The organism is Desulfosalsimonas sp., from assembly GCF_055149105.1.
This window is the reverse complement of record NZ_JBSRLA010000103.1, coordinates 1-5,540: the sequence shown is the minus strand read 5'-3', so window position 1 is coordinate 5,540 and position 5,540 is coordinate 1. Positions and strand designations below refer to the sequence as shown.

The 5,540-nt window shown below is 53.2% G+C and carries 5 protein-coding genes; 2 read left to right on the top strand and 3 right to left on the bottom strand.

Going from position 1 to position 5,540, the window contains the following annotated elements; translation table 11 throughout:
• Positions 1-214: 214 nt before the first annotated feature.
• Positions 215-1,285 (top strand): OmpA family protein, encoded by a 1,071-nt coding sequence (locus ACTCIA_RS15980; protein ID WP_463002802.1) that lies wholly within the window; start codon positions 215-217, stop codon positions 1,283-1,285.
• A 166-nt stretch (positions 1,286-1,451) separates the two neighbouring features.
• Here the strand turns inward: ACTCIA_RS15980 and ACTCIA_RS15975 are convergent, their stop codons facing one another.
• Positions 1,452-2,351: an SMP-30/gluconolactonase/LRE family protein gene (locus ACTCIA_RS15975; RefSeq protein ID WP_463002801.1), complete on the bottom strand. Its 900-nt coding sequence runs from the start codon at positions 2,349-2,351 to the stop codon at positions 1,452-1,454.
• A gap of 283 nt (positions 2,352-2,634) precedes the next feature.
• Here ACTCIA_RS15975 and ACTCIA_RS15970 point away from each other — a divergent pair, with 283 nt between their 5' ends.
• Positions 2,635-2,859 carry a hypothetical protein gene (locus ACTCIA_RS15970; protein ID WP_463002800.1) on the top strand — a complete coding sequence of 75 codons (225 nt, stop codon included), beginning with the start codon at positions 2,635-2,637 and terminating at the stop codon, positions 2,857-2,859.
• Between the two features lie 90 nt (positions 2,860-2,949).
• On the opposite strand, the gene ACTCIA_RS15965 is transcribed toward ACTCIA_RS15970, so the two are convergent.
• A complete protein-coding gene (locus tag ACTCIA_RS15965; protein ID WP_463002799.1) occupies positions 2,950-4,608 on the bottom strand; it encodes an AMP-binding protein in 1,659 nt (552 codons plus the stop codon).
• A gap of 9 nt (positions 4,609-4,617) precedes the next feature.
• Positions 4,618-5,187 carry a cupin domain-containing protein gene (locus ACTCIA_RS15960; protein ID WP_463002798.1) on the bottom strand — a complete coding sequence of 190 codons (570 nt, stop codon included), beginning with the start codon at positions 5,185-5,187 and terminating at the stop codon, positions 4,618-4,620.
• Positions 5,188-5,540: the final 353 nt, after the last annotated feature.

Sequence of the window (5,540 nt, the reverse complement as noted above, 5' to 3'; positions counted from 1 at the left end):
TGCGCAATTTCGAAGAATGCAGCGTACTTATCCGTACGTGAAATTCTGAGAAATTGCGCGTAACGCAGATATTGGACTTTTTACGGCGCCATCAAATTTATTTACCACAAATGCGTCACCTTATACGCAAGGAGGGCCTGTCACAAAAATTCACCGGGCAAAAATTTGAAGCAAACACTTTATTGACATTTTTTCCCAAAAAAGGAGCAACGCCATGAAACCTATTGTAAAAACAGGTGTAATCATTCTTTCTGCCATATTTGTCACATTTCTGGCAGGTGAGAGTTTTGCGCAAACCAAAACAAAAATTGTGCCAAAGGCGGAGAACTTTGTTTTTTTCATGGACAACTCCGGGTCCATGGGCTTTGACTACAAACCCATGGAAATGCCCAAAAGCCAGGCTGCCAGAGACCTGCTGATCGCTGTCAGCCAGGATCTGCCGGAGCTGGAAGCCGGGTTCGGTGTTTATACTTACGGCCCTTATAAGAAATATCTTCCGGCCGGAACCCAGGGACACCAGGGTTTGAAAGGCTCTTTTGAAGCCATGCCTGTTGAGTTTCCCATTTTTGACCGGCAAACCCCGATGGGACAGGACCTGAAAAGCCTTGATGGCCCCTTGTCCCGGCTCAGAGACAGGGTCGGCGTTATCGTGGTAACAGACGGGGAATCCAATCGCGGCCCGGATCCGGTGGGTGTTTTACAGGAACTTGATGACAAATACGGCGACCGCGTCTGCTTTCACTTCCTGAGCCTGGCCCAGAGCCCTGAAGAAAAGGCCCTGGTCAATCAGATGGCGCGCGTCCAGTCCTGCTCCACCACCACCGAAGCCAACACCCTGGCAGATGATGCCGGCAGACAGGCATTTATCGAGAAAGTGTTTTATGAAACCCGCCGGGTCAAAGCCGAACCCAAACCCACGCCTAAGGAAAAACCGGCTGAAAAGGCCCCGGTTATCGGCAATGTCCTGTTTGATTTTGACTCCAGTCAGGTTAAATCCCAATATGAAAACAATCTGGATAAAGCCGTTGAAATCATCAAAGCCAATCCCGGCAAAGAAATCATTTTAAAAGGCCATACAGACAGCAAGGGATCAGCAGAGTATAACATGAAGCTGTCAAAGCAACGGGCAAATGCCGTGGCGGATTACCTGAAATCACAGGGTGTTGACCCGGATCTCATGAAAATGGATATTGAAGCATACGGGGAAGCCAATCCCGAATACGACAATGACACGGAAACCGGGCGGGCCCTGAACCGCAGAGTGGAAATCAAACTGGTCAAGTAGAACAAACCGCCGAAAAACTCCGGCATTTATTCAAACCGAACTGCCGGAGTTTTGCAACCGGTTGAAACAACGCAGTCCATAAGCGGGGATGTCAGGCAAAAGCCTGCCGGCATCCCCGCTTTTTTCTTTTTGATCCGGTTTTGCCGGCTTTTTTTATACGATTTTATCAGGGAAGCCCCGCGCCCGGAACATCCACATCCACCGCCCAGATGGCGGCCTCCCGGGCGGCCTTTCGGTTGTGCTCGGCAAAATCCGGAGCCACGCACAAATACAGGGTCTGACGGTTAACCCCGCCCAGGGTGCATGCAAATACGCCCTGTCCGCCCGTGGAAATCTCATCAAGAATCCTGCCGCCCTCTGCCACCCGCAGGGCACGGTTGCCAATGGCATCTGCCAGCCATACAGCCCCTTCTGCATCAAGGACACCGCCGTCAGACGCCACTTTTGCCTGGGGAATGATCTCGGCCAGCTCCCGCCCTTTGGGCATGGGGCCGAGAACCGCCCAGGCCCGGCGGGAACCAAGAGACCCGTCAGCCCGGATATCAAAGGCAGAGATGCGGTTGGCAAAGGTTTCATTGACAATCAGGGTTTGGCCGTCCGGGGTGATCATGGAACCATTGGGAAAATACAGGTCTTCTGCGGCCACGCTCACGGTTCCGTCGGATTCGACCCGGGCCAGACTGGCTGTCTGCAGGGGAGCACCGGCCATGAGATCAAAGCCGAAATTGCCCACATAAGCCCTTCCCTGGCTGTCCACCACCATGTCATTGGCATGACCGCCGGCCACTTCAGACAGATCCGCATGCTCGACAAGACTTCCGTCTTTTTCCTGCCGCAGAAGCTTGCGATCTGTCATGGACACAATCAACAGGCAGTCGTCAGGAAGCCAGCCCAGCCCGGAAGGCTGGCCGGGCACTTCGGCAATAACCTCCACTCCTCCGTTCGGGTCAACGGCAATGACTTGTTTCAGATAAAAATCCGAAAGCCATAACCTGTTATCGTGCCAGCGAGGTGCTTCCAGAAAAGAATAGCCGGAAATCAATGCGGTAAAAGCGGGTTGTTCCATAGACATCATGCCTCCTTGCAGCCTTTGGGGTGGGCAGAAAAAAAGCAGGTCAACAAACAACAGTTGGCGTTATCCGCGAATACAAAACGCCGGAACCAAGAATGGCTGATCCCAGAATAATCGTATCCTAACTGATTTTGCAATGATTGTTTTGGCATCAATCAATAGCTCCGGGGTTTTTCATGGCCCGGGCCGCAGTGCAATTGCTTGACATCATGCTAAAAGGATGTATTTTTAGTTTGTAAAGCTTACACCTGAAAACACCCTTTAAACGGAGGCGGTTATGCCTGAAAAAAAATTCAAGCAGGTATGTGAATGTGAAAAATGCGGCAATGAGGCGGAAATGATGATCACCTGCAGCCTGGTTCCCGAAGAGGACAAACCGGAAGAAGAGATGGAACAGGCAAAGGTGCTAAAGGAAAAAAAACCCGGCACGGTTGCCGGGCATGCCGTCTGCACCCGATGCGGCAGTGAAGCCGATATCTGGATAGATACCAGCGGCGTATAAAATGGTTTGAAAATTTTTTGCATCACCGGACAAGGCAGCTACGGCCGGCCGCCAATGCCTTGTCCGGTTGTGCGTATGGCTTTGCATCCGTTACGGCCGGATCCGGTCCGGCCCGGGAAACGTGTCCACAGAAAGCTCCTGGAGCTTGTATTTCTGGATTTTGCCGCTGGCGGTCATGGGATAGCCATCCACAAAGGCAACGTGTTTGGGAATCTTGTAGCGGCTGATCCGGCCCCGGCAGAAATCCCGGATATCCTGCCCGGTTAAGTCTGAATCGGATTTCTTGATCACAAAGGCGCCCACCTCCTCACCGTATTTCTTGCTGGGCACGCCCACCACCTGCACATCGACCACTCCTTCGAGCTGATAGAGAAATTCCTCGATCTCCCGGGGATAGATGTTTTCCCCGCCCCGGATAATCATGTCCTTGTATCTGCCCGTGATGGCCAGATACCCGTCTGCATCAAGCACCCCGAGATCACCGGTATGCAGCCAGCCGTCGGCATCAATGGTTTTGGCCGTGGCCTCGGCCATGTTGTAGTAGCCGCGCATGACATTATAGCCCCGGCAGCACACCTCGCCCTGCTCGCCCGGGCCTTTTTCCTCCCCGGTTTCCGGGTCCGTGATTTTGACCTCGATATGGGGCATGGGACGGCCGACAGTTTCGGTTCGCCGGCGCATGTCATCTCCGGGCATGGTCTGGGTGATCACCGGGGAGCCTTCGGTGAGCCCGTAGCAAATGGTGATTTCATGCATATACATTCTGTCAATGACCTGCCGCATCACGTGTACCGGACAGGGCGAGCCGGCCATGATGCCGGTGCGAAGCGAGGAGAAATCAAACTTGTCAAACAGTCCGTGGTCCAGAATGGCAATAAACATGGTGGGCACACCATAAAGAGCTGTGCATTTCTCCTGCTCCACTGCGGCCATGACCTGGACCGGATCGAATTTTTCCAGTACCACCAGGGTTGCGGCATGGCTGACAGCCGCCAGCACCCCCAGAACGCAACCAAAGCAGTGAAACAGGGGAACCGGCAGGCAAACCCGGTCGGCTGGGGAAAATTTCTGATTCTCCCCGATCCAGAACCCGTTGTTGACAATGTTGTAATGGGTCAGCATCACTCCCTTGGGAAACCCGGTGGTGCCTGAAGTGTACTGCATATTGACCACGTCATGAGCATCGAGTTGCTCCTGGCGGTCCCTGTAATCCGATTCAGAGACCAGATCCCCCACTGCCATGACCTCGGGCAGGGCATACATGCCCCTGTGTTTTTCCATTCCCAGAAAAAACACCCGCTTCAGGTGCGGAAAACCCGGGGCATTGAGCTGCCCCCTGTCCTGGGACCGGAGCTCTGGCACCAGGTCATAGACGGTCTGCAGATAATCGGTATCCATGTAACCGTCAATTAAAAACAGGTTTTCGCATTCCGACTGCTGCAGCAGATAAGCCAGTTCATCGCTTCTGTAATTGGTGTTGACCGTTAGCAAAACCGCCCCGATTCTGGCTGTGGCAAACTGCAGGGCCACCCAGTACGGAATATTGGTGGCCCAGATGGCCACTTTTTCGCCCCTGGCCACGCCCATGGCCATCAGTCCCTTTGCCAGCCGGTCCACCACAGAAGCAAATTCCCTGTAGGTCATGCGGAAATCCCGATCCACATATACCAGCGCATCATTGTCGGGATGACCGGCCACGGCCTCATCTAAAAGCTGGCCCATGGTGATGGTGCGCAATTGATTGTCCATAACCGCCTCCTATCTGGGAATGTAGACCACCGCATAGATGGCAGCGGGCGTCTCACCCAGGCAGCTGACACAATGGGGAATAATGGAGTTGTAATAAATACTGTCGCCCTCGCCCAGACGATAGGTCTCATCGCCGTAAATCACTTCCACCTCGCCCTGCTGCACCACGATAAACTCCTCTCCCTCGTGGCTGGACAAATGCTTTTCCTCTGCGGACTCAGGCAGGATCTCCACATAAAAGGGTTCCATGTGCCGGTCGCTTTTGCCTTTTCCCAGGGAATAGAATTTGAGATCCACGGGCTTGTCCCTGCCCCGGAGCATGCTCAGCTCGTTTTTTCGCTCAGCCCGGCGCATCACCAGGGGATCCCGGCTGATCTGGTCATCCAGAAATGTTCCCAGCCGCACTTCCAGGGCCCGGGCGATTTTGAGCAAAGGACCCAGGGATGGATAAACGTTTTGCTCCACCACGGAATGCAAAAATTCGGGGGACAGCTCAGTGCGCCGCACCAGCTCGTCCATGTCGATTTCTTTTTCGGCCATAAACGCCTTGATCCGCTGGCCCACCTTTTCGGATTTCATGTGACCTCCATGCCTGATTTTTCAACCTTTCGGGTTGCCGGCTGCTGCCTGGAAAAAAGTCTTTCCGGCAAATTTCTGTCACTGCCCTGTGACCTGTCTTCCGCAAACCGGGTCTCTATACCTTATCTGTGAAATGATGTAAACCATTCATTGCCGCACCGCCCGCCCATACCCGGGCCCGGACAATGAGTAACCGAACAGACAATATCAGTGCCCGAACGAAAACCAAGTTTTCGTTCAGGAAATCCGAAGCTCGAAATCCGAAACAATGACCAAAACCCTAAATGCATCAATGACAGAAACATCCTGTTTTAAGCTGTTGGTTTTTATCATTTGAACATTCGATATTCGTA